General features: G+C 70.8%; 5 protein-coding genes. All 5 read left to right on the top strand.

Going from position 1 to position 3995, the window contains the following annotated elements; translation table 11 throughout:
- The first annotated feature begins 86 nt into the window (after positions 1–86).
- The 5 genes from FKV24_RS19755 (at position 87) to FKV24_RS04290 (ending at position 3779) form a co-directional block, all read left to right on the top strand.
- Positions 87–323 (top strand): hypothetical protein, encoded by a 237-nt coding sequence (locus FKV24_RS19755; RefSeq protein WP_141481495.1) that lies wholly within the window; start codon positions 87–89, stop codon positions 321–323.
- Positions 320–1060 (top strand): 4Fe-4S dicluster domain-containing protein, encoded by a 741-nt coding sequence (locus tag FKV24_RS19750; RefSeq protein ID WP_141481494.1) that lies wholly within the window; start codon positions 320–322, stop codon positions 1058–1060. The genes FKV24_RS19755 and FKV24_RS19750 overlap by 4 nt, the downstream gene beginning before the upstream one ends.
- A 136-nt stretch (positions 1061–1196) precedes the next feature.
- Positions 1197–2138 carry a dimethyl sulfoxide reductase anchor subunit family protein gene (locus FKV24_RS04300; RefSeq protein ID WP_141481493.1) on the top strand — a complete coding sequence of 314 codons (942 nt, stop codon included), beginning with the start codon at positions 1197–1199 and terminating at the stop codon, positions 2136–2138.
- Between the two features lie 139 nt (positions 2139–2277).
- The gene (locus FKV24_RS04295; protein WP_141481492.1) at positions 2278–3000 is read left to right on the top strand and encodes a DUF481 domain-containing protein; all 723 of its coding nucleotides are present in this window, start codon (positions 2278–2280) and stop codon (positions 2998–3000) included.
- Positions 3001–3125: 125 nt separating this feature from the next.
- Positions 3126–3779 carry a DUF481 domain-containing protein gene (locus FKV24_RS04290; RefSeq protein WP_111265339.1) on the top strand — a complete coding sequence of 218 codons (654 nt, stop codon included), beginning with the start codon at positions 3126–3128 and terminating at the stop codon, positions 3777–3779.
- Positions 3780–3995: the final 216 nt, after the last annotated feature.

Below are 3995 nucleotides of genomic sequence, written 5' to 3'. Positions count from 1 at the left end.
CCCCTGGGCGCGGCCGACGACGCACCGCTGCGCTATGGCGCCGACTTCCGCCACGCGCGCCGCGGCGGACACGAAGAGGAAAACGCATGACCGCACCCGCGTCTCCCCGCCGCCTCGCCGGCCTGCTGTGCCTGGTCCTGGGCTTCGCCCTGGTGGTGCTGCTCGGCCTGGGCCTGATCGGGCCCGGCAGCGACGGCGCGCCGCCGGCGTCGCTGGGCGCCGCCTTCGCCGGCCTGGTGCCGTTCCTGCTGGCCGCGCTGGGCGCCTTCGTGATCGGCCTGGTGTTGCTGCGCGGTGGTGCCTCGCGAGGACAGGACAAGTGACCGCGCTGCCGCCGCCGTCGAAGAGGAAGCTCGGCCTGGTCATCGACCTGGACACCTGCGTCGGCTGTCACGCCTGCGCGGTCAGTTGCAAGGAATGGAACGCCGGCGGCTTCGCCGCGCCGCTGACCGACGAGCAGCCCTACGGCAAGGAGCCGTCGGGGGTGTGGTTCAACCGCGTGCACAGCTACGAGGTCGCCGCCACCGACGCACAGCCGGCGATGACCCTGCACTTCCCGCGCTCGTGCCTGCACTGCGAGCAGCCGGCCTGCGTGACGGTGTGCCCGACCGGCGCCAGCTACAAGCGCGCCGAGGACGGCATCGTCCTGGTCGACGAGGACAAGTGCATCGGTTGCAAGCTGTGCTCCTGGGCCTGCCCGTACGGCGCCCGCGAGTACAGCGAGGTCGAGGGGGTGATGAAGAAGTGCACGCTGTGCATCGACCGCATCTACAACCAGAACCTCGACGAGCGCGAGCGCCAGCCCGCCTGCGTGCAGGCCTGCCCGAGCCGCGCCCGCCACTTCGGCGACCTCGCCGATCCCGACTCCGCGGTCTCGAAGCTGGTCGCCGAGCGCGGCGGCGTCGACCTGATGCCCGAGCTGGGCTACCGGCCGACCAACAAGTACCTGCCGCCACGCCCGCGCCGCGCCGGCCAGGACGCCGCCGCGGCCGATGAGCCCCTCGACACCGCCGCGTTGCCACCGGTGCTGCGCTGGCTGGACCGGGTGCTGTCGCGGTGAATGGCATGGCCCCCTTCGTCTCGTTCGTCCACCGCCATTCCTGGCGCAACTGCGCCGGCTCCGGAGTGCCCGGGGCTGGCGTCCTGCCTGCCCGTCCGTGCGGCCCGCGCGGCAATGCCGCGCAAGCGAGGGCCGCATGAACCCCGCCCTCTCGGTCATCTTCTTCACCACCCTGTCCGGCGCCGGCTACGGTCTGCTGGCCTGGACCGGGATGGCGGTGCTGCTGGGACGGCTGCCGAACGCGGCGGCGGCGATCGCCATCGCGATCGGCCTGGCCCTGGCCAGCGTCGGCCTGCTCAGCTCGACCTTCCACCTCGGCAAGCCGCTGCGGGCCTGGCGTGCGTTCTCGCAGTGGCGGACCTCGTGGCTGTCGCGCGAGGGCGTGATGGCGGTGCTGACCTACCTGCCCGGCGTCGCGATGATCGCGCTGGCGCTTTCCGGCAACGGCGGCAACGGCGGCACCGCGGCGGCGTGGCCGGCGGCGGCGCTGGTGCTGCTGGCGCTGCTGACGGTAGCCTGCACGGCGATGATCTACGCCTCGCTGAAGCCGATCCCGGCCTGGGGGCACCGGCTGGTGATGCCGGTCTATCTGCTGTTCGCCGCACAATCGGGGCTGGCGCTCGCGCTGGCGATGGGCGGAACGATGGGCGGGAGCGGCAGCGCAACCAGCGACCCGCGCGCGATCGTCGCGGTGGCCGCACTCGGGCTGCTGCTGGCCGCGGCCAAGTGGCGCTACTGGCACGACATCGACCGTGGCACGCCGGCGGCCGATTCCGGCAGCGCGGTCGGCCTGCCCGGCCGCGAGATCGGCGTGTTCGAACGTCCGCACACCGAAGCCAACTACATCACCCGCGAGATGGGCTTCGTGCTCGCGCGCCGGCACGCCACGCGACTGCGGCGCATCGCGGTGATGCTGTTCGCCGGCCTGCCGCTGCTGCTGGCGGTGGCCGCGCTGGCCTGGCCGGCCGCGCGGGCGCCGGCCGCGATCGTGATCGCACTCGCGGTGCTGCTCGGCGCCTTCGTCGAGCGCTGGCTGTTCTTCGCCGAGGCCCGCCACGCGGTGATGGCCTATTACTGACAACGCGCGTTAACCGCATTTGGCGTCCATTCGGCGAAGTTGACCGCCAGTTGCGTAGAATGACTCCCCCGATGGCCGGCCTCCGCCGGCCATTGCTTTTGCCCATTCCAGGCCTGCCCTGCCGCGATCCGGAGCCCCCATGCCCAAGCATCTGTTGACCCTCGGCCTGCTGGCCGCCCTCCCCCTGTCCGCGCTCGCCGAGACGCCGGCCGACGCCGCGCCGGTCTGGAGCGGCACCGGCGAACTCGGCCTGGCCGTGAGCAAGGGCAATACCGACAGCGAGACCCTGGTCGGCAAGCTGGCGATGGGTTACGAGGACGCCACCTGGCGCCACGCGCTCGGTGCCTCGTTCCTGTACGGCCGCAGCGACGACGTCGAGAACGCCTACCGCTACGAGTTCTTCGCCGACAGCGGCTACAACATCAACGACCACAGCTACCTGTTCGGCTCGATCCGCAACGAGCGCGACCACTTCGCCTCCAACGAATACCAGTGGACCACGGCGCTGGGCTACGGCTACGAGGCGATCGAATCGGAAACCACCCGGCTGAGCTTCGAGATCGGCCCCGGCTACCGCTGGGCCAAGCTGCAGGGCGTGCGCATCCACAACAACGAGGCGATCGTCCGCGGCACGATGGACTTCTCGCACCAGTTCACCGCGACCACCTCGCTGCACGACGCGCTGCTGGTCGAGGCCGGCGGCGACAACACCTTCATCCGCAACGACATCGGCCTGAAGGTGAAGATGACCGAGGCGCTGGCGCTGAAGGCCGGACTGGAGACCCGCCACAACACCGACGTGCTGCCGGGCACCAAGAAGACCGACACCCTGACCACGATCAACGTCGCCTACGACTTCTGAGCGTGCGGCCCGGGTAGCCGCGTCCGGCCAGCTGAACCCCGGTCGCCAGAAATGGTGTCCGGGGTTCACCCGTCATCCTGAATTGGCATAATCGGGATACCGTTCACTGTTCTCCCCCTACGCCGATGTCCGCCGTGCTGGGGCTGGCGCTGTTCAGCCCGTTCCTCACCTTGCCGAGCCCGGTCCTGGGCGAGCCCGCCGTGATCGAGCAGACCCTCGATCAGGCGCGCCGCCGTGGCAGCTGCCTGTCGCTGCGCTGCAACGACGCGGAATGGCGATTGGCCAGCGACGGCCGACTGCACGGACGCGCAACCGACTGGCGCAGCGCCGCGCCGGGACTGCGCTCGCAACGCCGCTGGGTGCGGCTGTCGGCACCGGCGCGGGCACGCGAGCACCGCGACAACTATTCCAACCGCTGGCGTATCGGCACCCTCTACGGGGTCCAGCTGATGCGCGACGGGCCGGTCCAGCTCGGCGTCGAGTTCGGCGCCGGTTACCGGCTGGCGCCGCGCTCGGACGACGGCATCGGTCAGCCCGGACCGGTGTTCCGCGGCGCGATCGACTTCGGCCGCGAGTTCGGCGAGCGCACTCGGCTGTCGCAACACGTGATGTTCGAGACCGGCAACGGCCAGGCCTTCGTCAAGCAGTCGCTGGGGCTGGACATCGACCTGTGGCCGGAGTGGACGCTGGAAACCGACTACGTGATCCGCCACCGCACCTACGGCGCCAGCGGCAGCGAGACCGCCGAGAGCTGGCTCGGCATCCGTCGCCGGTTCTAGGCGCGATTCCGGAGGCGCAGGCGCGACGTGAGTCGCGAGGGCCTTCCCGATAGAAGCCGGTCGCGGCTTGCGCCGCGCCTGCGGGGGAACGATATCCGGCTGCGCCCGGATATCTCCCAAAGTTTGCTTCGCAAACCTTGGGCCCCGCCGTCGCGCCTCCATACCCCCATTCGCGCCGATGGCGCGAATCGCCCCCTGACTCAGGGGGGAACGATA

The organism is Marilutibacter maris (assembly GCF_006546735.2).
GTDB lineage: Bacteria > Pseudomonadota > Gammaproteobacteria > Xanthomonadales > Xanthomonadaceae > Marilutibacter > Marilutibacter maris.
This window is presented reverse-complemented; position numbering and strand designations above follow the sequence as displayed.